This window comes from Prevotella lacticifex, from assembly GCF_019973375.1.
In the GTDB taxonomy this organism is placed as follows: Bacteria; Bacteroidota; Bacteroidia; order Bacteroidales; family Bacteroidaceae; genus Prevotella; species Prevotella lacticifex.
Genome location: NZ_BPTV01000001.1, coordinates 1,007,573 through 1,033,947 on the forward strand (window position 1 = coordinate 1,007,573; position 26,375 = coordinate 1,033,947).

Annotated in this window: 20 protein-coding genes and 1 pseudogene; 3 read left to right on the plus strand and 18 right to left on the minus strand. The window is 40.9% G+C overall.

The annotated features are described in order from the left end of the window. Nucleotides 1–213: 213 nt before the first annotated feature. The 17 genes and pseudogenes from LDN30_RS03710 to LDN30_RS03790 all read right to left on the minus strand — a co-directional run bounded on the left by LDN30_RS03710 (nucleotide 214) and on the right by LDN30_RS03790 (nucleotide 23,438). On the minus strand, nucleotides 214–1,815 hold the full coding sequence (locus LDN30_RS03710) for a hypothetical protein (RefSeq protein WP_223928755.1): 1,602 nt from the start codon (nucleotides 1,813–1,815) through the stop codon (nucleotides 214–216). Between the two features lie 282 nt (nucleotides 1,816–2,097). Further along, complete coding sequence (locus LDN30_RS03715) at nucleotides 2,098–2,574, minus strand: hypothetical protein (protein ID WP_223925503.1); 477 nt, start codon at nucleotides 2,572–2,574, stop codon at nucleotides 2,098–2,100. A 75-nt stretch (nucleotides 2,575–2,649) separates the two neighbouring features. Further along, on the minus strand, nucleotides 2,650–4,878 hold the full coding sequence (locus LDN30_RS03720) for a peptidase domain-containing ABC transporter (protein WP_223925505.1): 2,229 nt from the start codon (nucleotides 4,876–4,878) through the stop codon (nucleotides 2,650–2,652). A gap of 202 nt (nucleotides 4,879–5,080) precedes the next feature. After that, nucleotides 5,081–7,393 (minus strand): outer membrane beta-barrel protein, encoded by a 2,313-nt coding sequence (locus LDN30_RS03725; protein WP_223925507.1) that lies wholly within the window; start codon nucleotides 7,391–7,393, stop codon nucleotides 5,081–5,083. Then, on the minus strand, nucleotides 7,393–8,703 hold the full coding sequence (locus LDN30_RS03730) for a radical SAM/SPASM domain-containing protein (RefSeq protein ID WP_223928756.1): 1,311 nt from the start codon (nucleotides 8,701–8,703) through the stop codon (nucleotides 7,393–7,395). Before LDN30_RS03730 ends, LDN30_RS03725 begins: the two co-directional genes overlap by 1 nt. A 331-nt stretch (nucleotides 8,704–9,034) precedes the next feature. Then, the gene (locus tag LDN30_RS03735; protein WP_223925511.1) at nucleotides 9,035–9,388 is read right to left on the minus strand and encodes a DUF3244 domain-containing protein; all 354 of its coding nucleotides are present in this window, start codon (nucleotides 9,386–9,388) and stop codon (nucleotides 9,035–9,037) included. A gap of 166 nt (nucleotides 9,389–9,554) precedes the next feature. Beyond that, nucleotides 9,555–11,153 (minus strand): hypothetical protein, encoded by a 1,599-nt coding sequence (locus tag LDN30_RS03740; RefSeq protein WP_223925513.1) that lies wholly within the window; start codon nucleotides 11,151–11,153, stop codon nucleotides 9,555–9,557. A 282-nt stretch (nucleotides 11,154–11,435) separates the two neighbouring features. After that, complete coding sequence (locus LDN30_RS03745) at nucleotides 11,436–11,909, minus strand: hypothetical protein (RefSeq protein ID WP_223925515.1); 474 nt, start codon at nucleotides 11,907–11,909, stop codon at nucleotides 11,436–11,438. A 77-nt stretch (nucleotides 11,910–11,986) separates the two neighbouring features. Continuing rightward, nucleotides 11,987–14,188, minus strand: coding sequence for a peptidase domain-containing ABC transporter (locus LDN30_RS03750; protein ID WP_223925517.1), 2,202 nt, complete (start codon nucleotides 14,186–14,188; stop codon nucleotides 11,987–11,989). A 24-nt stretch (nucleotides 14,189–14,212) separates the two neighbouring features. Continuing rightward, complete coding sequence (locus LDN30_RS03755; RefSeq protein ID WP_223925519.1) at nucleotides 14,213–15,667, minus strand: DUF6734 family protein; 1,455 nt, start codon at nucleotides 15,665–15,667, stop codon at nucleotides 14,213–14,215. After that, nucleotides 15,664–17,103: a DUF6734 family protein gene (locus tag LDN30_RS03760; RefSeq protein WP_223925521.1), complete on the minus strand. Its 1,440-nt coding sequence runs from the start codon at nucleotides 17,101–17,103 to the stop codon at nucleotides 15,664–15,666. Before LDN30_RS03760 ends, LDN30_RS03755 begins: the two co-directional genes overlap by 4 nt. 4 nt (nucleotides 17,104–17,107) lie before the next feature. After that, complete coding sequence (locus LDN30_RS03765; protein ID WP_223925523.1) at nucleotides 17,108–18,451, minus strand: radical SAM/SPASM domain-containing protein; 1,344 nt, start codon at nucleotides 18,449–18,451, stop codon at nucleotides 17,108–17,110. A gap of 88 nt (nucleotides 18,452–18,539) precedes the next feature. After that, on the minus strand, nucleotides 18,540–18,701 hold the full coding sequence (locus tag LDN30_RS03770; RefSeq protein ID WP_223925525.1) for a hypothetical protein: 162 nt from the start codon (nucleotides 18,699–18,701) through the stop codon (nucleotides 18,540–18,542). Nucleotides 18,702–18,758: 57 nt separating this feature from the next. Continuing rightward, entirely contained in the window at nucleotides 18,759–21,074 is a 2,316-nt protein-coding gene (locus LDN30_RS03775; protein ID WP_223925527.1) for a TonB-dependent receptor domain-containing protein, read from the minus strand. Nucleotides 21,075–21,576: 502 nt separating this feature from the next. Continuing rightward, nucleotides 21,577–21,942: pseudogene (locus LDN30_RS03780) on the minus strand (ATP-binding cassette domain-containing protein); the annotation flags it as partial. A gap of 206 nt (nucleotides 21,943–22,148) precedes the next feature. Then, nucleotides 22,149–22,502 (minus strand): DUF3244 domain-containing protein, encoded by a 354-nt coding sequence (locus LDN30_RS03785; RefSeq protein WP_223925529.1) that lies wholly within the window; start codon nucleotides 22,500–22,502, stop codon nucleotides 22,149–22,151. Nucleotides 22,503–22,670: 168 nt separating this feature from the next. Then, nucleotides 22,671–23,438 (minus strand): hypothetical protein, encoded by a 768-nt coding sequence (locus LDN30_RS03790; RefSeq protein ID WP_223928757.1) that lies wholly within the window; start codon nucleotides 23,436–23,438, stop codon nucleotides 22,671–22,673. Nucleotides 23,439–23,613: 175 nt separating this feature from the next. On the opposite strand from LDN30_RS03790, the gene LDN30_RS03795 reads away from it, so the two are divergent. From LDN30_RS03795 to LDN30_RS03805, 3 genes are all read left to right on the plus strand, one after another. Continuing rightward, nucleotides 23,614–23,964: a hypothetical protein gene (locus LDN30_RS03795; RefSeq protein WP_223928758.1), complete on the plus strand. Its 351-nt coding sequence runs from the start codon at nucleotides 23,614–23,616 to the stop codon at nucleotides 23,962–23,964. 38 nt (nucleotides 23,965–24,002) lie between these two features. Continuing rightward, on the plus strand, nucleotides 24,003–24,401 hold the full coding sequence (locus LDN30_RS03800) for an ISAon1 family transposase N-terminal region protein (RefSeq protein WP_223927344.1): 399 nt from the start codon (nucleotides 24,003–24,005) through the stop codon (nucleotides 24,399–24,401). A 127-nt stretch (nucleotides 24,402–24,528) separates the two neighbouring features. Then, nucleotides 24,529–25,479, plus strand: coding sequence for a transposase (locus LDN30_RS03805; protein WP_223925535.1), 951 nt, complete (start codon nucleotides 24,529–24,531; stop codon nucleotides 25,477–25,479). Here LDN30_RS03805 and LDN30_RS03810 read toward each other — a convergent pair. Further along, nucleotides 25,476–25,895 carry a hypothetical protein gene (locus LDN30_RS03810; RefSeq protein WP_223925537.1) on the minus strand — a complete coding sequence of 140 codons (420 nt, stop codon included), beginning with the start codon at nucleotides 25,893–25,895 and terminating at the stop codon, nucleotides 25,476–25,478. The genes LDN30_RS03805 and LDN30_RS03810 overlap by 4 nt on opposite strands. Between the last annotated feature and the right edge of the window lie 480 nt (nucleotides 25,896–26,375).

Consider the following 26,375-nt stretch of genomic DNA (forward strand, 5'->3'; position numbering starts at 1 on the left):
GGATAAAATAAGCAACATCAACAATAATGAAATAATTTGCTTCATAATGTAAGTCTTTTAAAGTTTCCGATTGCAAAATTAGGAAGTTTTTTCGATGCATCAAAATTGTTCATGTCTATTTCTTCCGTTATAGATATTTGCATAAAGTGTTTATATTCAGAATATTATCAAAAACACCTCTATTCTCGATGTCTATTTCTTCATTTTTGGGCATCAAAAAGCTTCAATAAAAGACCTCAGTGATGGGCTGTTTTCTCCTTCCAAACCAACTTTTGTCTTATACACGAAAAGCTTCTGACGGATTGACTTTTCGCTGATATTGTAAATCAATCCCATTGCCTTGGATGACATTTTAAGGCGGATAAGAATCATGAACTTCACATCGTCATCACTTAAGTTAGGGAATCGTTCCCTTAATCTTAAGATGAAATTGCCTTCGACATTATCAACAAACATTCTGATTTCCTCCCAGTCCTCCTCTGTCAGCACAACAACGTCCTTTTTGTTTCCACGTATTTCCTCTATCCTTTTTGCTATATTGATTTTTTTAAGCAGGTAGCTGCGCATGGTTGAAAGCTGAATTTCTTTATGGCGCAATTCCTCCTCGTGCGTTTTCTCCTCCATTTCATGCCTCTCTTTCTCGTATTTAATTTTTCTTTTAGCTTTAAGTTTATACTGCCGAAAGGCATAAACAATAAAAATTACAACGACTATTGCTGAAAGAAATATCAAACCTATAACCCATATTAGCAGATTTGCTTTTTCTTCGCTGATGCCTTTTTCGTATTGAGCAGTAACCAAGGAAGTATAGTACTTTTCCTTATCGTTAAGCTCATTACCATACATCTCTTCTATATAGTGATATGCTGAGTCCGCAAATGAAACAGCATTGGAATAATCGTGCTCCTTTGTTGCAGCCAAATGTCGTATATAATAATAAATGTATAGGTCGTTAGGCTTATCAACTTTAATCTTGTTCATAAAGACTTTGCATCTTTCTAACGAATCTGCATCTAAATAAGCCCATGCTAAATTTAATAATTTAGATACATCATTATTATTGCTTAATTCACACGACTGACGTGAGCACCACAAAGATCCTTTATAATCTTTTTTTTGACTCAAAATAGAAGCCATGTCTTGATAAGCGTCAGAAATGCAGATAGAATCCCCTGTCAGTTTTGTCAGCTTTATTGCTGCAACACACTCCTCTTCCGCCAAATCCAAACTGTCGGCGAGTAACAATGCATCGGTTACTTGTAACCTGAAATACGCTTTGTTTATATTAGTAGCATTAGGCAAACCGGAATATATTCTATCAGCTTTCCGTGCCACTAATACTGCTGCTCGCGGATTTGAATTACCTAAGACTTTTGATAATTTCTCCAAGGCAAGGCATTGGGTGTACTTGTCGCCCTGCTTTTCAGCAACATCAGCAGCTTTCTGCAAGCAGTCATTCGCCTGCTCTGTGCTGTCATTTAGCATGTAGTATTTACCCATATAGTACTCACACTTGGAATAGAGCGAATCTTGCTCTCTATTATTATAATAGGTGTAGGCAGTTCTTAACAAAGAGTCGTTGTCAACATCCTGTCCGCTCTTGTCCTGTGCGATTGTGTAGACAAGGGCATACCGCGCCATTTCGGCTTTACCAAGTTTTGCTTGGTCAACTCCATTAAGTACAGACAAAGCACTATCCGGTGCTGTTGCCGTTAGATGATAGGCCAAGTCAATAGCTTTGTTGTGTGTTTCCTTGCAGCCTGTAACGAGAAATGTGGTCAGCACAGATAAGATTATAATAATTTTGTTGTTCATTGCATTGTAAATTTTGGCAAAGTTACGCATTAATTACCAATGCAGCAAATATATAAGGTCTATTTCTTTAGTTTGCGTACTTTTGTTAATTGGCTGATAACCAGCAATATATCGGTTGTAATTAAATTCATAGGTCTATTTCTGCGTCTACATGCCAGAAATAACGTCGGATATGTCATGTCTTTCCTACTTTAATACATCAGAACGTGGGGCAACCTCCAACTGTGCTATGGTCTGTTGACATGGGTAGCAACTTTTTGAGCACAAATCTGCAAGAGGAGACTATTTCCTGAAGACCTGCTGCCACAGAGTCTTGTCACTGATAGTGATTTTAGCTGAGGCCTTCAGGCCTGGCTGTACCTTTTTGCCGTTAGAGCGGATGGAGGTCTTGGCGGTAAAATAATGGTTCCCGTCTACGATGAGAAGATTTTCGCTGTGGCTGGTGATGGGACACACGACGGGTGCGGCATCATTGTCCTGTCCTTCAAGGGTGAGGCGTGCCATGCGCGGCTCATCAAAGAGATAGAGGTATTTGTAAGGAACAAGGAGCTCTACCGACTCGTTGCGCATTACCTTACCCTGCGCCTCTATCGTGATGGGGTAGCGGATGGTGTAGAAGGCGACGGCAAGGGCGATGACGACAAGCGTAATGACCATCGTGCCGGTGCGCACAAGGGCTGGAGGCACCTGCCCGATGATGTGGCGCACCTTCTCGCTCCGCAGTTCTATGTTGTCTATGTCATTCTTGTTGCTGTCCATATTTCAAAGTCTTGTTGCGGTTGGTTGTATCTTTTTTCGTTTGCTCTTCTGCTAAGCGATAGCAGATGACTTTCGTCAGTTCCCTAACTCCAACTGGTTCTTAACAAGGTTATAGTACGCTCCGCGCTTTGCCGTCAGCGTCTCGTGGTTGCCCGTCTCGACAATTTTCCCGTGGTCGATGACGACAATCTGGTCGGCATTCCTTACCGTGCTCAGGCGGTGGGCGACGATGACGACGGTCTTGCCACGGTAGAACGTGTCGAGGTTCTCCACGATGGCCCGCTCATTGTTGGCATCGAGCGAGTTGGTGGCCTCGTCAAGGAAGATATAATCGGGATTCTTGTACACCGCACGGGCGATGAGTATGCGCTGACGCTGCCCCTGGCTCAGCCCCACGCCGTCACGGCCTATCTTTGTATTGTACTTTAACGGCAGTGACATTACATAGTCGTGGATGCACGCTATCCGTGCAGCCTTCAATAAACGTTCCTTGTCGATGTTGCCGTCGTCAACGGCGATATTTCTTGCTATAGACTCAGAGAAGATGACACCGTCCTGCATAACAACACCGCACTGGCGGCGCCACCATTTCTTGTTTAGCGTATTGATGTCCGTGCCACCGATGTTTATATGCCCCTCTAATACAGGATAATAGCCGAGCATAAGCTTGACGAGTGTCGTCTTGCCGCTGCCCGAGGCACCAACGATGGCCGTCACTTTCCCATTGGGGATGCGTATCGTCACGTCGTCCAAGGTCTTGCGCAAGGCGTGAGGGTCGTACTTGAACATGATGTGCTCGATGTCGATGCCCTTGTTGTTGTCGGTTAGCGAGGTTCTGAGGCCATTCTTCCCATTCTCGTCCTCAGCGCGGTGAATCTCATTGATGCGCTCCAGGCTGATTCTTACGTCCTGCAGGGAGTAGAAGAAATTCATCAGTTGCTCTACAGGTGAGTTTAGCTGTCCGATGATATACTGCACGGCAAGCATCATGCCGAGCGTCATCTGTCCATGGATGACGGCAGCGGCTGCCACAACGGTGATGACGATGTTCTTCACCTCGTTGATGAGGATACTGCCGGCCTCCTGTGTCTGTTGCAGCTTCAGTGACTTCATCTGCACGTTGAAGAGGTCTACCTGCGTGTCCTCCCATTCCCAACGACGGCGCTGCTCACAGTCCTGAAGCTTGATTTCCTGCATGGACGTGATAAACTCGTAGGTCTTGTTGTTGTTGATGGCTTGTTGCTCGAAGAGCTCATAGTCCAACACTTTGCGGCGGCGCAGAAAAAGCGTCATCCACAGACCATAGAGCAGACTCCCTGCAAGGAAGATGGCAAAAATGAGCTTGTTGTATAACAGCAGCACCACCGTGAAAACCACAAAGGTGAGCATGGCGAAGGTGACGCTCAGTGCCTGGTTGGTGAGGAAGTTGTTCACGCGGCTGTGGTCGTTCATCCTCTGCATGAGGTCGCCCATGAGCTTAGTGTCGAAGAACGACATTGGCAGTTTCAGCAGCTTGATGAAGAAGTCGCTCACCAGCGAGATATTTATCCGCATGGAGATATGCAGCAACAGCCACCGGCGGATGAAGTCGATGGCCGTGCGGCTGAAGGTGAGCATCAGCTGACCGAGCAGTATCAGCCAGATGAACCCAAGGTTCTGGTTTTTGATGCCTACGTCGACGATGGACTGCGTGAGGAACGGCAGGACGAGCTGCAACAAACTGCCCACGATAAGCCCAAGCACTATTTGTCCGAAATATCGCTTGTACTTTTTCACATAGCCGAAGAGAAAGCGGAACGACCGTGGATTCTTGTCTTTTCTTTCTTCTTTGCTGTCCTTACGGGAATAGAAAGCTGGTGTGGGCTCCAAAAACATCGCTATCCCCTTTTCTTCACCGTCCGACTGCGTGCTAATCCAGTGACTGGTGAACTCCTCGCGGTTGTACGTTATCAGTCCTTTCCCCGGGTCGGCGATATGGAATTTGCGACCTTTCCTTACCTCGTACAATACCACGAAGTGATTCTGATTCCAATGGAGGATGCATGGCAGAGGAACTTTTTCCAACGTTTCCACCGCAGCACGTGCACAAACGGTATGAAAGCCCAGTGACCCCATGGTTTCATTGATGGCAAGGAGTGAAACTCCCTCGACCGTGGCATGGCATAGCTCAGACAGATATTCCTGCGAATATTCTCTGCCATAAAATTTACACACCATCTGCATACAGGCTATTCCGCACTGCATGGCATCGTGTTGGATAACTATAGGAAATTTCTCCACTTTTCTTATGTGCCTGTATGGCATTGCATTTTATTTAAGTATACTGTTGTTAGTATTTTTATCCGCCCTGCCCCCTCCGTGTCTCAACTTTTTGTGTCCGAGTCAAAGTTGTAATTTGTATTTTCAAAGATATTGAATGACAGAAGAAAGAGTCGCAAGTTTCATCCAATTTTTGTAGCCTAAATACAACTTTTTGTAATGCCGCACTCCATGTAATCATACTGTGTTATAGTCTGTTCATTTCTCCACTTCCGGCTCCAGTACCTTTATACTTGGATTCTTGCCGATTGAACGTGTATCGGATAGTGACAGTGGCGCAACGTCCGAAATATCGATTGGATTCTGACAACTTAACATTGGGACAATACAACGTTGAAGCGTCGTTGTTGTGATTCAATATATCATCAACAGCGAATTTAATATTCACTTTGTCTTTGCATAATGACTTTGAGAAATTTAGGCTCAAGTCATAGACGTTCTTGTTGATATAAGCATTTTGGCTGTTTCCCTTTGTCTGGCAGTTGAAATCGATAACGGCAAGCCATCCACTACTTGTCTTGAAATTGTTGGATAATTCAAAGTTCCATATTGGTTTCTCGAATTTGCCCGTGAGATATTCCGTTCGTTTTAGCCATTGTTTCATGAGTCCTATAGTGATTTCCGGATTCCATATACCTATTTGCGGACTGACCACTAATGTTGGAGCAAGGACACTCACACGAGGAATGTTCTTGTATGTTGTCATCAATACATATTGATTGCCAGACATAGGATATGAGTAATATATGATGTCATGATGTCTTGAAGAGTAATCGAGCACGAATTGTATAAAGTTCCAACCCATAATTAACGACAAATCATCGATTGTTGTATTTTCTAATAAGGGGTTGCCAGTCATTAATGAATACATACTTGCATACTGGACATCATTGCTCAGTTGTCTGTAGGATGGGCGTGCAATCTTGGAAGTGTACGAAAGGTTCAGGCCGACTTGGCCGATGGAGGCATCGACACTGATTGAAGGGAAGAAGTTGTTGAACACTTTGTGAGTCTTCGCAGCATCCTCATAAGTATAGTTCACATTCTCATATCTTATACTTGCCGACAAACTTAGAAAATCAAAGTCGTATGTGTATCCTGTGAAGAATGCCAATGATGTCTGCCGGAATCTTCCATTGGCAGTAGGTACGTAGCCGAGTTTCTCCTCATAAATATCTTTTCTCTTAGTGTACGTGTCCTCTGTGCCAATATTATATTTTCCACCCAATATTGGTACAGATAAAGACATTTTAAAAGCGAAGAGAGTATTCCGGACCGAATTTGTGGTAGTGAGATGTCTGTCGCTGTTCGCTTTCGACTGTTCTTTAATATCATTGCTGGTGTCATACCCTGTATGCATAAAGTCAGCATCCATTTTAAGATTTGACTTTCCAAAATTCAAATTATAGTAAGAGCTTACTCTGTGTCCCACCTTTGGATGTGTCCGACCTTCAGTAAGGTTCATGAGTTGGTCATAATCAGTATTCTCTACGGTTATGTCGTTGTTGAACATTGATGAAATGCTGTTGCGCATAGGGACGTAGAGATAGTATTTCATTCCCCCATTTGACGAATCACCCATATAATTGAACCCCGCCATAATATGACCGTTACGGTTTCTGTTCCGGTTGTTCATGAAGATCGATTCTGTATACGCTGAATTATTACTGTTGGCCTTTTGTATTATGTCCGCATCTTGAAGCGCCCCCTCGTTGTTAACCCACATTGAGCCAAACAAGTTCAAGTTGTTGAAAGTATAATTGACATTGGCCTCCATTTCGGCTTTGTCCTTGTGTTTCCGTCCTTTTCCGTATGCCCCGCTGATATCCACGCTCAATCCGGGATCTTTTTTCCTTATAGTATTTATCAGGATAACCGATGTTGACGTAGCATCATATTGCGAGCCAGGGTTAAGAACGAGATTAATATCCTTTATATCAGTCGATTTCAACTGCTGTAGCTCTTTGTCACTGCGCATCTCAATACCATTTATGTATATTGTAGGAGCTCCTTTGCCGAATACATCTATTTCGTCCCCTTTCTTTCTGATCATTGGCATGTGCAGCAGGACATCCTCCGCGTTGCCCAACTTCTCCAGCGCCGTTCCTGTCACATTCACTTGTATGCCACCTTCGGTAAGTTTCAATTTTGGCCTTTGTCCTTTGACAACCACTTCATCGAGGGTAAGACTGTCAGGAATAAGCGATATATGAAGGTCTTTATTGTCTTTGCAGACGACAGTACTTGTTGCGTAAGAAAGGTATGATACGTGAACAATGATAGGCATGGTTCTGACCGTCAAGTAGAATTTGCCTGTGCTGTCAGCCTCTGCGAACTTGGATTCGGAACTGTCGTTCTGCATATTGTATGCAATGATGGCGTAAGGCAGTGGCTTGCCGGAGTTGTCTGTGACGTCTCCTCTTATTGTCGTTTGTGACATAAGTTGAAGACTTCCAAGAATTAAAATGAATGTAGATATAATTTGTTTCTTATTGATCATCACTTAATTTCTATTTTCTCCTGTTCTATTTTCTCAAATAGCACTCTTCTTGCATAATCAATTCTTAATTTCTCGTTTTTATTTAGGTTGCAATGTTTGCCAATTTTATCCTCAAGTACTTTCTGACTACAACCCCCTGCGCAAATTGGAAATATGTTACAATTAATGCATTCCTTGTCGTTTATCGGTGATAAATGAATCCTTTTTTCATGTATGGCATTCCATCGTATATCACCATTTTCCGCTATGTGTCCTTCCTCTTGAACTGGGCTAAAATTCCTTGCAGTACATTTGAAGACCTTGCCGTTAGGGTTTATAACCATGTTATTGGCCTTGTCAGCATAACAGGTAGACCAGATAGATGAAGGATATGTGAAGTATGATGCGCTGTCAAATCCTAAAGATCTTGATTCTGCTAACAATTTGTCAATAGTGTCATAGACGCTATAATCCGATTGCCATACTTTTTGTATGGAGATATGCAAGTATTGTTTGGCTTCTTCGATATTAACAAATTCATGCAATAACTTTGCAATATCTAATTTCGTATCTTCCGAGATATTTAGTCTTAAAACGATATTTATCTTGTGCTTTAAACAATCTATTATGTTATTTGTAATCTTCTTATATGAGTTGTCTCCTTTAAATGAAAATCTAACTTTATTATGGCGTTCTTTGTTGCCATCAAGTGTAACCTGTATAGCTTCCAATATGGGATTTTCAGTAAAGTATTTAATGAACTTGTTTGAGATAAGATAACCATTTGTCGTAAAACCTACTTTGATGGTCAAAGTATCTAATAAAGGGTCCTTTTTAATATCTTCGATCAATGGGACAACGACACTTTTGAAGAACAACAAAGGCTCGCCGCCAAAAAATGAAATTTTGAATGTTGTTATTTCTGGCTTGTTTTTTATTATCTTCTCAAGTGCCAAAACTATATGCTTTATTTCTGGTTGAGAAATATGTTCTTTGTTGTTGTGATTTTCGTAACAATACCAACACGAAAAGTTACAAGCTAATGATGGTATTATTGTGAATTCTAACACATCATTCACATTGTTAGTTTCTTCGAGGATATTCTTGACCATATTTCTTTCATTAATATCGTCATCAAGAATAATTTTATTTTCTTTTAGAGTGTTGACTAATCTGTGATCAATGTTACTTAGAGAAAGATGTAATTTATCATCAATACCCCATTTGGTCATGTCACTTCTAAAGCACATGACTACACTGTCCCATAAAGTATTATACAGTATTAAATACTTTTTATAGGGTATTATTATATTATATAAGCTTAGTTTCATAAGTTTAACTTTAGACAGAAAAGGTATTGTCATCTTTTAGCAGATGGCAATACCTAATCTTAATCAGCGGCAATAATTATTGCATCCACATTGAAAATAGTTTTTATTTACGACGATCGGTCTATGGGTATGACCAGGGAGTTTGCATGAGGCAAAACCCCCGTTTAAATTTCCCATGTCATCTTCGGTGAGTGGGGTGATAGAACTTAGTACAGAATCTATGTGTTCCATAATCAGTATCTTTATTAGTTAATACCTCCAATTAACGCAATTCGGTATAGCGCCTTTGAACAGTGTGGTCTGGATTATAATATTGGCCTCTATTATACTCTTATAATGTAAATTCCCCACTATATGTGGTATTGCCCAAAACTATGTAAAGGGTATAGTCCCCTTCTGCAAGAGCTCCTAAATCCAATGATACCACACCACTATTTGTTATAGAAGACATGGTGGAACTCACAATATTGCCTTGGGAATCACTAACGAGAACTTGTATACCACCAGTGTACCCTTTCACATCTACAGTTATAAGCCCATTCTCATAGTCAGCAGATACACGTGTTATAGACGGCATGCGCATACCTCCATGATGAGTCGTCCCCTCCTTTCGGATATCAATACCAAAAGCATAGCTTGGTATAAATGTGACGAATACTAATAATAGTATAAGCAATTTCTTCATATCAAATCGTTTTATGTTTTCGGTTGCAAAGTTAGGTACTTTAGAGATGCCTTGCAAATAAACGAGGTCTATTTCTTTAATTTTGCCATAATTGTAACATGTTGTATATTAGGTTCTTGTCTTTTCATCACCAAATACCAGGTCTATTTCTGCAATGTTAGAGACTTTAAAAGGCTTCGATGAACGTACGCAAAGACACCTTTTCACCGCTAATTCCTACTTTAGCTTTATAGACAAACAACTTTTGCTTGATCGATTTTTCGCTAATCCCATATATCAAAGCCAATGCCTTTGTGGGCATTTTAAGGCGGAGAAGCATCATAAGACGAATGTCATCATCGCTTAGGTCGGGGAATGTGCTATGTAGTCTGGACACAAAGTTGCTTTCTACACCATCAACAAACAGTCTTATCTCTTCCCAATCCTCTTCTGTTAGCGGCACAGTGTCGGTCTTGTTGCCCCTCAGTTCTTGAATCTTTTGAGCAGTATCTATCCTTCTGAGGATAAAGCTGCGCATGGTTGAAAGCTGAATTTCCTTATGATGCAGTTCCTCATTATGTATTCTTTCTTCTTGTAGCAATTTTTCTTGCTCTGCTTTTAGCTTGTCTTTGGCGGTTGACTTATATTGTCGGTAAGAATGCAGAATAAACAAAATTATTGTAAGGGCAAACAAAGACGTGACTACAATAAGCCATGACAACAATCGCGCTTCACCCTTAGCGACGCCCTTCTCATACTTTGTCTTCACTAAGGAATTATAATATTCTTGTTTGCTATCCAGCTGATTGTCATACATCTGCTCCAGGTAGTAGTATGCCGAGTCGGCGTTGTTGTATGCCACATCATAATCGTGCGCTTTGATGGAAGCCAAGTGCCTAATGTTGAAATCTATATATTTATATTCCGCATTATCTGGATGGATAGAGTTAAGTATTTTCTTGCAAGACGATAAGGAATCTGCATCAAGATAAGCAGTAGCAAGGTTCAATGCTTTCGAAATGTCGAATTTTGAACATGTAGAATAAGAGGCTTTAGAATAACGTAAAGCCATTGTGAAATCTTTGCGCTGCTTTTCAATAGCAGCCATGTCTTGATAAACATCAGAAAGGATGTCTGAGTCTTTCAGCTCGCTGGCAATAATGAAAGCTTCATTGCATTTGGTCGCTGCACTTGCTGCATTACCAGCGAGTAGCAATGCCATGCTGGCATTTAGTTTGAGGTAAATGGTATTATATTTTGATGCGCCAGGAAGTTTATTGTAGATATTTTCAGCAATGCCTGCTACTTTTACAGCCCTTTGCGGGTCTGTCTGCCTTATAACACGGGAGTATTTCTCCAGTGCCATGCATTGTGTGTATTTGTCCCTGTGCTGTTTTGAGACATTTGCAGCCTTTTGTAAACAGCCCAAAGCCAACTCTGTGCTATCGTTGAGCATGTAGTATTTGCCCATGTAGTACTCGCATTTGGCATAGAGCGAGTCTTGCTCTCTATTATTATAATAGGTGTAGGCAGTCCTTAACAGTGAGTCGTTGTCAACATCAAGCCCGCTCTTGTCCTGTGCGATTGTGTAGACGAGGGCATATCGCGCCATTTCGGCTTTACTAAGTTTTGCTTGGTCAACTCCATTAAGTACGGACAAAGCACTGTCAGGTGCCGTGGCTGTCAATCGGTAAGCTAAATCAATAGCTCTGTTGTGCGTCTCCTTGCAGCCTGTAACGAGAAACGCGGCCAGCAAAAATAAGATTATAATAACTTTGTTGTTCATTGCATCGTAAATTTTGGCAAAGTTACGCATTAATTACCAATGCAGCAAATATATAAGGTCTATTTCTTTAGTTTGCGTACTTTTGTTAATTGGCTGATAACCAGCAATATATCGGTTGTAATTAAATTCATAGGTCTATTTCTGCGTCTACATGCCAGAAATAACGTCGGATATGTCATGTCTTTCCTACTTTAATACATCAGAACGTGGGGCAACCTCCAACTGTGCTATGGTCTGTTGACATGGGTAGCAACTTTTTGAGCACAAATCTGCAAGAGGAGACTATTTCCTGAAGACCTGCTGCCACAGAGTCTTGTCACTGATAGTGATTTTAGCTGAGGCCTTCAGGCCTGGCTGTACCTTTTTGCCGTTAGAGCGGATGGAGGTCTTGGCGGTAAAATAATGGTTCCCGTCTACGATGAGAAGATTTTCGCTGTGGCTGGTGATGGGGCACACGATTGGTGCGGTATCTTCGTCCTGTCCTTCAAGGGTGATGCATGCCGTGTGCGGCTCATCAAAGAGATAAAGGTATTTGTAAGGGACAAGGAACTCAACCGAGTCTTTGCTCGTTACCTTTCCCTGCGCCTCTATCGTGATGGGGTAGCGGATGGTGTAGAAGGCGACGGCAAGGGCGATGACGACAAGCGTAATGACCAACGTACCGGTCCGCACAAGGGCTGGAGGCACCTGCCCGATGATGTGGCGAACTTTCTCACTCCGCAGTTCTATATTTTCTGATTCATTCTTGTTGTCCATGTCTAAAAAGTTTTTTTTGCTTTGTCGGTGTCAATTGCCATTGTTCATCAATCGAAATTAAGCGGACGCTCTATAGATCAGTTACCTAACTCCAACTGGTTCTTAACAAGGTTATAGTACGCTCCACGCTTTGCTGTCAGAGTCTCATGATTGCCCGTTTCGACGACCTTTCCATGGTCGATGACGACAATCTGGTCGGCATTCCTGACCGTGCTCAGGCGGTGGGCGACAATGACGACGGTCTTGCCACGATAGAACGTGTCGAGGTTCTCCACGATGGCCCGCTCGTTGTTGGCATCGAGCGAGTTGGTGGCTTCGTCGAGGAAGATGTAGTCGGGATTCTTGTACACCGCACGGGCGATGAGGATGCGCTGCCGCTGTCCCTGGCTCAGTCCCACGCCGTCACGGCCTATCTTTGTATTGTACTTTAACGGCAGTGACATTACATAGTCGTGGATGCACGCTATCCGTGCAGCCTTCAATAAACGTTCCTTGTCGATGTCGCCGTCGTCAACGGCAATATTTCTTGCTATGCTCTCCGAGAAGATAACACCATCCTGCATGACAACACCGCACTGGCGACGCCACCATTTCTTGTTGAGCGTGTTGATGTCCGTGCCACCGATATTGACTTGACCCTCCAAGACGGGATAATAGCCGAGCATAAGCTTGACGAGCGTCGTCTTGCCGCTGCCCGAGGCTCCGACGATGGCCGTCACCTTTCCCTTGGGGATGTGTATCGTCACGTCGTCCAAGGTCTTGCGCAAAGCGTGAGGGTCGTACTTGAACATAATGTGCTCGATGTCGATGCCCTTGTTGTTGTCGGTTAGCGAGGTTCTGAGGCCATTCTTCCCATTCTCGTCCTCAGCGCGGTGAATCTCGTTGATGCGCTCCAAGCTGATTCTTACGTCCTGCAGGGAATAGAAGAAGTTCATCAGTTGCTCTACAGGCGAATTGAGTTGCCCGATAATGTATTGCACGGCAAGCATCATACCAAGTGTCATTTGCCCATGAATCACAGCGGTTGCAGCTACTACCGTGATGATGATGTTCTTCACCTCGTTGATGAAGATGCTTCCTGCCTCCAGTGTCTGTTGCAGTTTGAGCGACTTCATCTGTACGCCGAATAGCTCAGCTTGTGTGTCCTCCCATTCCCATCGTCTACGCTGCTCACAATCCTGCAACTTGCTCTCTTGTATGGTTGTTATAAACTCATAAGTCTTGTTGTTGTTGATGGCTTGTTGCTCAAACAATTCGTAATCAAGCAACTTCCTTCGCTTCAAGAATAAGGCCATCCATACACCATAGAGGATGCTTCCCAACAAGAAGATAGCAAACACCAACTTATTGTAGAAGAACAAAACCACCGAGAACACCACGAAAGTAAGCATGGCAAAGGTGATGTTGAGCGTCTGCTGTGTAAGGAAGTTGTTCACTCGGCTATGATCATTCATTCTTTGCATCAAGTCGCCCATTAGTTTTGTGTCAAAGAAAGACATCGGCAACTTCAAGAGTTTGATGAAGAAGTCGCTTACTAGAGAGATGTTGATGCGCAGGGAGATATGCAGCAACAGCCATCTGCGGATAAAGTCGATAGCGGTGCGACTGATGGTAAGCATCAATTGCCCAAACAAGATAAGCCAGACGAAACCTATGTCTTGGTTCTTGATGCCGACATCCACAATGGATTGGGTAAGGAATGGAAGGACAAGCTGCGAAAGACTTCCGACTATCAAGCCCAAGATGACTTGTCCGAAATACTTACGGTATTTCTTCACATACCCAAAAAGAAAGTGAAAAGATCTCTTCTCGCTGATTTTCTTATTGTCTTCCATCTTATGGGTAAAAAAGGTGGGAGTAGTTTCCAAAAACATAGCTATGCCTTTGTCCTGTCCATTAGAGTTTGTACTAATCCAATGTTTTTTGAACTCTTCAAGACTATAAGTCAGCAATTCTTTTCCTGGGTCGGCAATGTAGAACTTCTTCTCATTTTTTACTCTATATAAGACTACAAAATGATTTTGATTCCAATGAAGGATACTTGGTAGAGAGACCTCTGTTAAAGTTTTAACTGTACACTTAACATTTACTACATGAAAGCCCAAACTTGTAGCAGTTTCGCTGATTCCAAGCATAGAAACTCCTTCCGTTGTAGCAAAACATATTTTTGACAAGGAATCAAGGGAATACTCTTTGCCATAATAGTTACATATCATTTGTAAACATGCTATGCCACATTGCATACTATCATGTTGTCGTTCTACCTTAAATTTATTCATCAATTTTTTTTATTCTTACTATGTCTATGAAAAAACTAAAATATTACTGTAAACAAGTGAGCGAAATACCTTATCTACATCTTTCTCATATAGTTTTTTGCTTATGCCTTCACCTTGTTGCTTTACCTCTAAGCAGTTTTTAATTTCTTTAAAGGTTGCATTTTTTACATTTTGCAAATACCCTATAATTTGCATTTTGACACCTGCTAATAAGAGCTTTTGGGGCTGTCCCAATGTTGCATCTGGTGTTATGACAACAGCGAGGTCTTTTATATTCGTAACTTTTCTTAAAATATTATCATCTAGATGGAGTACATTGCGAATTATATCTTCATGTGAAATACTTATGATTTTACACTTTGGATTAATCATTACCTTTTTCTCCAAAAGAGAAATATTGCTCCATAATAAGTCTTTGCATTTACTTTGTTCCTGAAATATTTCAAGTATATCCTTTGATAATTTTATATTAATCTCATCATAAGCGGTTGATATTTCATGGACTTTAGATTCATTGTTATTTTCCTTTGCTAGTTGTTGCATAGACTTACTCTTCTCTAAGAAAATTCCAAGCTCTGGAAAATTTATCAATGGTGAGATATTGTGTTCATAACAGTATTTTGTAATATGATTACTTACTGTCGGATTTATGTAATGCAAGTATTGCGAAACAAACACATATGATCTGAACTGTCGTTTAATTCCTGCAAGCATATGCATGTAACCTGTCTTTGGAGAACATGAAAAATCCATAGGAAGCCAATCGAATTTTGTACTAAGTTTGTCGCCAACAGTGCAGAGACCTATTTCTTTCCTATGTTTTTGGGAAAGAAAGTACAAAAACAATTGCTCATAGATAGAATTGACAAATCCGTCATTGATTTTTCGCAATGTATCAACATTGGCATGTATAAATTTCTTTATAAGCTCAACATACTCTTGGATGAAAGAGATGTCTTGTCCTCCTAAAACTCCTGCGTTTATAACTCTAAGAATAGAACTAGACTCTGCAATGTCTTTTATCCATAAAGGAAATTCACAACCATAGCTCAACATTTTTTCAAATGTTCTTTTGTTATAATATTGGTCGTCGTACTCTATATTTTGTCCTATGACATCAGACTTCTCTATTTGTGTTGAGAGTCTATCGAACATAAACCAATCACAATCAACATGCAAAAAGGGAGTTTTTTGTTGAGAATATGTATATATCTTAGGCAAAGCCCAAAGGTTACATCCTTTGTACTCTTGCATAAAATCTGGAATCACAACCATCTCATCATAAGGAATTTTCAATTTGCTTACAATCTCTTTTACACTACCGTTGCAATATAAGGTGACGCTTCCGTAATGTTTTTTGAGAAGAAGGCAGCTTAAAGCCATGCTCTTCCAATTCATGTCAGCAGTAAGAAAACCTGCAGTATCATAAATCGGATTTTTGTTATCAGCATAACTATAATATGTCTGGACTATTTTCATTTTCTTTCAATATTTATAATTCCGTCAAAAACGCATTGTCTTATAAAAGTGTTTAAATCAGAATCTTTTTCTAATGCTTTACCATATGCTTGAAGCAGAAGTAAGTTTGCATTTTCTTCTCTAAGAAGTTCTTTAAGAAATTGCACTTTCTTATAAGACCAAACAAACTCATCTACTTTGTTCAATATAGGGTTGTAAACCCATAGAATGCATTTGGATTGTTTATAATGCTTAGACTTAAATACAAGTAAATCAAGCAGGGATTCTTTGCATTCAATAAACTTTAAAGTATGAGACAATTTCATTTCTATTTTATGCTCATCAGATATTAACGAATTTTGAAGCATTTTTATCATTTGTATTTGGTGTTGCTGTATCTTGATAAGCTCTTTTCTGTTTTTTAGAAAAATATTCTTGTAGTTTTCCTTTAAAGTTTCGTATGCATTTAATTCCTCAGATTCCAACTTCGTTAAGTTTGTTAAAATTTTTAGCTTTTCCAATCTTAAAGATTTCTTTGATACCAAGTCACTACTAAATATTGGGCAATCTATTCCTATCTCGGCACAAGCTGTAAGAATTTGCTTGTATTCCTTAGGAAAATCATTTAACATATTATAAACAATAAACCTATTGCAACGAATATTATCTTTGTATTCCATAACATGCATATATTTCAAAGGTGTTCCAGAAACAGTTTGTGTCGGAACAGTAGCATCTTGCATGTCAAAATCAGTAATTACTTTTTTATAGTATGTACACACCTCTTTATGCTCAAAAGTGGTCATTCCATAATATAGCCATTGTTCAAAAACTACATTGTATAAAAATTTGCGAGAAGCTTTATCTAAATTACCTTTATTCTTTGAAACAAAATTTATAATATTATTAATATATCGCTGCAAGAACAATAGGTCATTTCCACCAATAATCCCTGCATTAAATGAGGATATATATTTGTCCCCAATACAATGTTGCATTATGTACTGTGGCAGTTGGATATTATCCTTTTTTATTTCATTGAATACTTCTCTATAAAAGTTAGAGTCTCTTTCTTTATGTTGAGCCACCAATGGAGCTTTCAATAAAGCTTCAGGTATTGGAGTCCACATAAAAATATCGGAATCTATATGTAAAAATGGCTCTTTTTGTCTTTGATAAGTTAAAATCTTGGGCCAACAATAAAACCATTCATTGTAATCACCGTTGTAATCACAAATATAATATTTGTCATATGGCAACTTAAACAAATCTTTCAAGATGTGAACAATTGTTTCATTACCATAAAACAACAAGCGTAATGTAGGGTTATTACGCTTGAGAAGTAAACAACTATATGCAATTGATAACCAAAATACAAATGAAGATAAGTAGCCCCCTCTATAATTTAAATTTTGGGGTGTTATACGTTTGTTGAAAAATGATTGAATAATATTCATCTTTTTATTTCTTTATTTTTGATATATAATCCAAATATATCCGATCTTCAATATTGTATATGAAAGAAGGACATCGTGGTTCTTTTTCCAATAAGCCAAGTGGACATAGACCTCCGCAAAGAGGGTAAAACTTACATTTGTTGCAAGGATGTACTCGTTTTTCAAGTAACATTTGAGGAACATCATGCAAACAACTACGCTTATTCGGAACTATTATTTTTTGTTCTACATTTCCCAAAACGAAACCTTTAGACTTATAATACTCGGAATAAGAGGTCTCTGAACAATCCAGAATATTTCCATCAGCATCATACATTTCTGCATCATTGTCTGTTCCTATACATTGGTAAGGAGCAACTCTTTTCGGAAGAATTGTAACCTTGAAATTATGATTTATCATATAGTCTATATGTTTTGAAGACAACTTTCCTAACAATTTATGTCCTAGCATACTACCTGCTCCATTGTTAGACCATGAGACAACAGGGCTTGTATAGAAAATAATCTTATCCTGCATATTATGCTTATATAGCATTTCCAACAAAGGCATAACCCCTTCAATATTTCTTTCATCTACATTGCATCTAATGCTAATCACACATGTATTTTTATCATAGAAAGGGGATTGAGTGATAGCCTTTAAATTGTTGAAGATTATATCGAAAGAACCAATTCCGCTTGTCGTTACTCTTCTTTTGTCATGAAATTCCTTGCTACCATCAAGAGTAATTTCTATACGATACACATTGAATTCTTCCTTCAGTATTTTGTATATAGAAGGAGACAATGCGTAACCATTAGTTGTTATATGTCCTGTATATTTTAGGTTACGACTAATTGCAATATCTTTCAATTGTTCATTTAACTTTTTCATCTTGGAAAAAGCCATCAATGGCTCACCACCAAACCATCCTATCTCTAACGACTTTGTATCTTTTAGGGATATTTTTTGCTTGATTCGACAAACTATTTGCTCTATCAAGCTATCCGTTAAAAACTTGCGAGAATGAGTTTGTCCGCAATAGTCGCAAGCAAGTTGACAAGCGGCTGTTGGTTGGATTGACACATACAATCGATCAGTGGATTTTTTTGATAATTGCACTTTATTTTCCTTGTTGATTTCATCTAATTCATCTTCTGTACTTGGAACAAGAACTTTCTCTGATATTAAAATTTCCAATACTTTTGGCTGAAGAGTGGTAAATTTTCCATTCTCAACTATAGAAAAAACTTTTTTAGAGACTAAAATGTTTTTGCCTGTTCGTCCAGAAAACAGCAAACAAATTTCCTGACCACTAGAAGTGCGTTTAGAAACAGCAAAGGTGTATTTTGATAATATGTAATTCATTTCTATTCGTTTGTAAAAACGAGAGTTGACTTTTTATGTCAAACCAGACACAAAAGGCCAACACTCAAAAACATACTAATGTACCATTTTAGGCACAATTGCCAAATGAACAGTTGTTGTAACCGCCAAAGCAGACAAACTTGCCGCCATAAATGTCATCAGCACGTTCATCATCAAGGACAATGCACTCATCCTCTAATCCACGAAGCCCCATTTTTTCTGAGAGCTTCAGCAAATTGTTTGTTTCCATAATGTATAAAAATTACATCATATTCCTACTCTTTTAAAGATTTTCGGATACCTCTTTTTATCTTTCGAATCTGCTTATTTCCTCATTACCTGCACCTTTTCCTTTGTATCGGTTTCTTGAAGTATTGAAGTTATACTGCAATGTCAAGAGTAAGGCACGGCTATCGCTCGTCATATTTTGCCAAAGCTTCACATCCTTGTTGTAGAATGTTACATTACGATCGCTCTTGTTGAAAATGTCATCAGCTTCAAGCGACACGGAGAAATGGTCTCTACAGAAGGCTTTGTAAAGTTTGGCATTGAGGTACGAGGAAGAACCGAGCTTCATATTGTCCTTGTTACCACGGCTGTTCCATTCCATGTCGATGTTCATCCAAATGTCACCAGGCAGATGGATAGCATTCTGGAACTGTACTATACCCAAAGGATTGCCGAAAGATTTACACTCCCCCATAAACACTCCTGTAAACCACTGTTTAACGATGCCAGCATTTACCTTAGGCTCCCAAATTCCAACCTTAAATTGTGCACCAACGAAAGCTTGCAACTCTTCTATCTTTGGAGTGTTCTCCTTTGTGAGCAGCTTCACCTCTCCGTCCTCTCCATAAGATTTCGTAGTTTGGATGAAGGCATCCTTTCTATGCTCGTAGGCAATTTTGGCAAAGAATTGCTTCCATGCACCCATCAACTCCACAGAATGAATCTTCATAGGGGATAGATAAGGATTGCCACTTTCCAAGGTCAAGCGATTGACATAACCGACTGTTCCATCAAGGTCATCGTATGATGGACGTTGTGTCTTGCTTGTGTAGCTCAATGATAATTGCGTTTTTCCAATCTCTGTAGAAATAGACAAAGAAGGAAACACGTTGTTGTAAGTCTTGTTTTGGTCTTCCTTGAGTTGGCCATTTTCTGTGTATTTGAAGTTGACATGCTCGTAACGAAGTCCTGCCTCTATGGCAACCTTTCCGAACTGCTGACCAATTGAGAGAAAACCAGCAATGTTCTTCTCGTCGCTCTTGGTGTTGCTATTTCCGATAGTAGCCATGTTGATGTTGAAATCATTCAATGTCTGTGAAACGGTGTATTCATTACCCATCTCAAGTTGTCCATTCCACAGAGGATGGCTGAATACCAGTTTCTCGGCAAACATTCGTGAGTGTCCGACACCATTGGATGTAACCACATCGTCCTCACTGTTTATGTTTGTCTCTGACAGATTAGAAGTTTTGCGCCTCTTTCTCCACATGTAGTCCATGTTAAAATCAATGCCAAGTTTGCCCACTTCTCCATAGTAATAGATGTTGGCATGATGCTTAGGCACAGCATGTGTCCTGTTGAATCCTACGGTGGAAACCATATCCCTTAGAGTTCCATTAGCATATGAAGTGGATTGGTAATCGGGAGTTTCCTTTTGTAATCCCGCACCATTCACATAATAAGCGCCGATGGAATGATGTTCGTTGAGCATCCAAGACAATCCAAACTTACCGAAGAACTCATTGTTTCTCATTCGGCCAATGCTTTCTATGTTTTGAAGCCAATTGGTAGAGGCTCTCGTTTCCATATCCGTGACTCCATGGCTATAGAATTTTCCTCCATAATAATTCAGGTTGGTGAATACTTCCAAACCTCCTATGCGGTATTTCAAGTTTACTTGCTCCATGCTCGAAAAATAGTGTCGGAAGCCATTTTGGGCACGAAGGGTTCCACCCAAGCCTTCACCTTGTGATGGCTTGGTACGGATACGAATGACAGATTTTACAGAAGCATCGTATTTGGCGCCAGGATTGGTGATAACCTCTACGTTCTTAATGTCTTGCGAGTTGAGTTGCACAAGTTCATTTTTGTCTTGTACTACACGCCCATTGATATAGATAAGTGGCGTACCCTTGCCGAATACCTCAAAGTTGCCGTCTCTTCCTGTAACCATTGGCACTTGTCTCAGCACATCATTTGCAGTGCCAGCATGAGAAAGTTGGGTATTAGCGACGGTTGTCACCAGGGCATTGCCCTTGATGGCGGTAACAGGGCGTGATGATTTCACCACCACTTCGCCGAGCATCTTGCTGTCCTCTTCCATTGTGATGACACCCACATTCTCGCCAATGCAATCCTTGCAGGTGGGCTTATAACCCACGGATGTCACCTTGATTATTCCACCATTGCAGGAAGAGTCGATGAAGAAGCGTCCATCCTCTGCACTCACCGTTCCCTTGACGAAAGCGGAGTCTAGTCTGCTCAAAAGTACGACATTGGCAAAAGCCAGAGGCTCGCCCTTGTCATCCACTACTTTCCCAGTGATACTCTGTGCCATCGTCGGGGTGATTACAGATAGGCACAAGGCCATCGTTAGAATCACCTTATTATTCATTGTATAATTATTTTTTATTGTTTCATCTATTATGTTCTTATCAATCCTCACAGTATATAAGGAATATGACGTTGCAAAGGTACTGTATAAAATTACAGCGTATTTGCAGAAATATTAAAATTGTGTTACATAAACCTCAAATCCGCAACCCTACTAAAAGTCTCAGAGCGTTGTGGTTAAAACCGCCAAGAATGCGATTTCTCTTGTTCGGACAGGCTTTTTACCATGTGTTGGCTGATATGCGAGCATAATGCCCCCTTACCCCCATTGGGGATTACAAACGACAGTCCCTCCAAAACGTTTGGCTTATCCGTAACTGGCATTGAATATTGTCCGGTAGTGCAACCATCTGTCCTTCGTGAGATGTTCAGCGTCCATTGCCTGGCGACATGGACTCATTTCGCCGGGACAACAATGAAGGCGAAGACACTACCATGAGAACATTAACCTTTGACGGGATGCTGGAATCTCTGGCATTCCTCCATGAGAAATGCGACACCATCAACTCTAACTGATTCTTGACAAGATTGTAGTATGCACCACGTTTTGCTGTCAGCGTCTCGTGGTTGCCCGTCTCGACGACCATACCGTGGTCGATGACGACAATCTGGTCGGCATTCCTGACCGTGCTCAGGTGGTGGGCGACGATGACGACGGTCTTGCCACGATAGAACGTGTCGAGGTTCTCCACGATGGCCCGTTCGTTGTTGGCATCAAGTGAGTTTGTAGCCTCGTCGAGGAAAATGTAGCCGGGATTCTTGTACACAGCACGGGCGATGAGGATGCGCTGAAGCTGCCCTTGGCTCAGTCCCATGCCGTCACGTCCTATCTTCGTGTTGTACTTCAGTGGCAGCGACATCACATAGCCGTCCAGCATCTCGGCTTTTTTAATCGTTTCGATTCTGTACTTTTCTTTCATCTGTTAATAATTTTTAGTTATAGTTCGGTTACGGGTGTCGATACCGTTTTGTATTATCCTTATATTTCCATAATTAGTTATCTGTAGCGATACTTATCAATTGTTTCCTATGTTGTAAGTAATCGCCTAATTTAACATTTGCCCTTTGGCTCTTGTCAGATTATTAAATCTCCACTATATGTGGCATTGTCTAACACTATGCAGAGTCTGTACGTGCCTTGTGGCGTGTCGCCTATATTCATGGTGACGGTACCACTTCCTGAGATTGTGGCGATTGCATAGTTCACGATAGTATTGTTAGCGTCGTAAACGTACAATTGAACGGTTCCAGTGTAACGTGAGACGTCAATTGTGATAACGCCATTATCATAGTCAGCTACTACCTGAGTGGCTGATGGTATGCGTGCACCACCTTGATGCATTGTTCCAGCCCTTTTGACGTTAATAGTAGAGGCTTGACTAGGGGATAAAATAAGCAACATCAACAATAATGAAATAATTTGCTTCATAATGTAAGTCTTTTAAAGTTTCCGATTGCAAAATTAGGAAGTTTTTTCGATGCATCAAAAATGTTTATGTCTATTTCTTCCGTTATAGATGTTTGCATAAAGTGTTTATATTCAGAATATTATCAAAAATACCTCTATTCTCGATGTCTATTTCTTCATTTTTGGGCATCAAAAAGCTTCAATAAAAGACCTCAGTGATGGGCTGTTTCCTCCTTCCAAACCAACTTTTGACTTATACACGAAAAGCTTCTGACGGATTGACTTTTCGCTGATATTGTAAATCAATCCCATAGCCTTGGATGACATTTTGAGGCGAAGAAGAATCATGAACTTCACATCGTCATCACTTAAGTTAGGGAATCGTTCCCTTAATCTTGAGATGAAATTGCCTTCGACATTATCAACAAACATTCTGATTTCCTCCCAGTCCTCCTCTGTCAGCACAACAACGTCCTTTTTGTTTCCACGTATTTCCTCTATCCTTTTTGCTATATTGATTTTTTTAAGCAGGTAGCTGCGCATGGTTGAAAGCTGAATTTCTTTATGGCGCAATTCCTCCTCGTGCGTTTTCTCCTCCATTTCATGCCTCTCTTTCTCGTATTTAATTTTTCTTTTAGCTTTAAGTTTATACTGCCGAAAGGCATAAACAATAAAAATTACAACGACTATTGCTGAAAGAACTATCAAACCAATAACCCATATTAGCAGATTTGCTTTTTCTTCGCTGATGCCCTTTTCGTATTGAGCAGTAACCAAGGAAGTATAGTACTTTTCCTTATCGTTAAGCTCATTACCATACATCTCTTCTATATAGTGATATGCTGAGTCCGCAAATGAAACAGCATTGGAATAATCGTGCTCCTTTGTTGCAGCCAAATGTCGTATATAATAATAAATGTATAGGTCGTTAGGCTTATCAACTTTAATCTTGTTCATAAAGACTTTGCATCTTTCTAACGAATCTGCATCTAAATAAGCCCATGCTAAATTTAATAATTTAGATACATCATTATTATTGCTTAATTCACACGACTGACGTGAGCACCACAAAGATCCTTTATAATCTTTTTTTTGACTCAAAATAGAAGCCATGTCTTGATAAGCGTCAGAAATGCAGATAGAATCCCCTGTCAGTTTTGTCAGCTTTATTGCTGCAACACACTCCTCTTCCGCCAAATCCAAACTGTCGGCGAGTAACAATGCATCGGTTACTTGTAACCTGAAATACGCTTTGTTTATATTAGTAGCATTAGGCAAACCGGAATATATTCTATCAGCTTTCCGTGCCACTAATACTACTGCTCGCGGATTTGAATTACCTAAGACTTTTGATAATTTCTCCAAGGCAAGGCATTGGGTGTACTTGTCGCCCTGCTTTTCAGCAACATCAGCAGCTTTCTGGGCGCAGTTTAATTCTTCCGTGTTTGGAGCATGGCTCCGCCAGCCAGAATATGGTGCATAGACGGTACATTTTCTCTATTAGTTTTGTACCTTTGCATCATGAAGCATAAAGAAGTTCCAAATAAGTATGAGTTTTTTGCCAGTTTTTTCCTTCCCAATGGTATGTTGGACTGGTTTGATATAGTGAGAATAGAAGAAGAAGCCAATGACGGTACTAAGAAGTTTGACGGATTCTTCAGCACCATACTTCACATATATCTAGATGAGCGTGACAACCGTGAGGGAGAGACACTTGGCCTTGTTCCAAACGGCTTTACCGAGCCTACGACAATCAAGGATTATCCGATTCGCGACCGCAAGGTGATACTCCATGTCCGCCGCAGGCGTTACAAGGATGCTGACGGTAGGAGTATAATCCTTAACCATTATCCGTTGAAGTCGGACGGCACGGAACTCTCTGTAGAGTTCGGTGTTTTTTTAAAAGACGATCCTCGATAACAATCCCGTTACGTTCAGTTCCGTAGGGAAGTACTACCACCTAAAGCCAAGTACGCTTGGGAGGTACTACAAGGAAAGCCTGAGCGGTTTTAATGACTGGGAGCAGAAAGACCATGCCGTTGACTGGATGCTGCTGGCGGGGAATCTGAGCGAGTATTGCAGTATTGACGAGACTCAGATTTGCGGCGAGGTCTATGTGTTCCTGACCAGCAAGGCTGGCCACGGCATGAAGAAGACGCTTATAGCCTCGGTAAAGGGTACGAAGGCTGAGACGGTCAGCGCAATCCTGCTAAAAATCCCCAAGGAGGAGCGTGAGAAGGTCAGGGAGGTTACGATGGACTTCAGCGATTCAATGTACAGTATCGTAAAGACCTGCTTCCCCAATGCCACAATAGTCATTGACTGTTTCCATATCGTACAACGCCTTTGTGAGGCACTCGACGAGATGCGGCTCAGGTTCAAGCGCCTTGCCGTAACCAAGACCAAGAAGGAGGCCGCAGAGCACAACCAGCGTGAGGACGAGAAGGCAAGGAAGCGTAAGTACAACAGGGAGTGGTATGCCAGCCACAAGGCAAGCAAGAACGTCAAGGGCAAGAAGCGCGGAAGGAAGCGCATCCGCAAACGGAAGTTCAAACCGCAGACATTCTCCAACGGCGACACGAGGGTCGAGCTGTTGACAAGGGCAAGAACCATACTATACAAGTCTGGAGAGAAATGGGGCAAGAATCAGAAGACAAGGGCAAAGATATTGTTCGACAACTATGAGAAGCTCAGGGAGGGCTACTCTCTAATATGTAAGATAAGAAGCATCTTCCAGAAGAATATCACAAAGGGGCAGGCTAAGGGGGAACTGCACAGTTGGTATAAGGAAGTTGCCGATTGTACCATCCGTGAAATCAAATCTGCCAGAGACTGCATCAAGGCAAAGGAGGAAGAAGTCCTCAACTATTTTATAAACCGGCATACAAACGCTTCGGCTGAATCATTCAACTCCAAGATTAAAGGCTTTAAGGCTCAACTGCACGGAGTGGCTGACATCCCGTTCTTCATGTACCGTCTATGCACCATATTCGGCTAACGGAGCCATGCTCCAAACACGGAAGAATTAAACTGCGCCGCTTTCTGCAAGCAGTCATTCGCCTGCTCTGTGCTGTCATTTAGCATGTAGTATTTACCCATATAGTACTCACACTTGGAATAGAGCGAATCTTGCTCTCTATTATTATAATAGGTGTAGGCAGTTCTTAACAAAGAGTCGTTGTCAACATCCTGTCCGCTCTTGTCCTGTGCGATTGTGTAGACAAGGGCATACCGCGCCATTTCGGCTTTACCAAGTTTTGCCTGGTCAACTCCATTAAGTACCGACAAGGCACTATCCGGTGCTGTTGCCGTTAGTTGGTATGCTATGTCAATAGCTTTGTTGTGCGTTTCCTTGCAGCCTGTAACGAGAAATGCGGTCAGCACAGATAAGATTATGATAATTTTGTTGTTCATTGCATTGTAAATTTTGGCAAAGTTACGCATTAATTGCCAATGCAGCAAATATATAAGGTCTATTTCTTCAGTTTGTGCATTATTGTTATCTCGTTGATAATCAATTATATATAGATTATTATTATTTTTGTGAGTCTATTTCGTCAGTTCGCAGGTAAAAAATTGCGCAATAGATAGCTTTAGTTTGTGAATTCTTAATGTCCATTCCATCGGTCTGTCATTATGGGGACATTAGTTTATACATGGTGAACCTGGCAGAATGCATAATCAGAGTCCTGCTCCTCTTTCTATACCTCATTCTATACCCCTTTCTACCCCTCTGAAATTTGGAATCGGGAAAAATATTTCTTGACTTCGTCAATGCGTCACCCTATTGCGCAGGGCAGATACGATTGATGTTCATAAGTAAGTACGAGGGGGATGCACATTCTCTCCTGACAAAAACCAAATAAAACCTCTTGCTGCGATGCAAGGGCTGTG